Annotated in this window: 1 rRNA gene; it reads right to left on the reverse strand. The window is 39.2% G+C overall.

The window, feature by feature from the left end:
- Window positions 1-296 precede the first annotated feature (296 nt).
- Window positions 297-372, reverse strand: a 16S ribosomal RNA gene (locus tag ACLHR0_RS31650); the annotation flags it as partial.

A 372-nucleotide genomic window follows, 5' to 3' on the forward strand; every position in this document is an offset into this window, starting at 1 on the left:
TCCACCATGCGCTCTTATTCGCTTTAAAAAATTTAGTATTTAGATATTACTATCTTGAATACAACTTGCATTTCCCAATATGTCAAAGAACTTTTAACCACTGACTGCTCTTACGAGCTTTCATTTGCGTGATTATTGACGATGTGTGAGATCCGATCTCTGTGACTCTTTAGTCAAACATCTTCATTAAAGATTGAAAGAACTTATGTGCATGGCGCCTGGCGTGTAGCCATTTGCGTTAGCAGCAAATAAATTTAAAAGAAGGAAACAACAGCTCTCAGGATAATGAGCTCTAAAAAGGAGGTATTCCAGCCGCACCTTCCGATACGGCTACCTTGTTACGACTTAGCCCCAATTACCGATTTTACCCTA

Origin of the sequence: Chitinophaga sp. ARDCPP14 (genome assembly GCF_051362515.1) — a bacterium.
Classification (GTDB): Bacteria; Bacteroidota; Bacteroidia; order Chitinophagales; family Chitinophagaceae; genus Chitinophaga.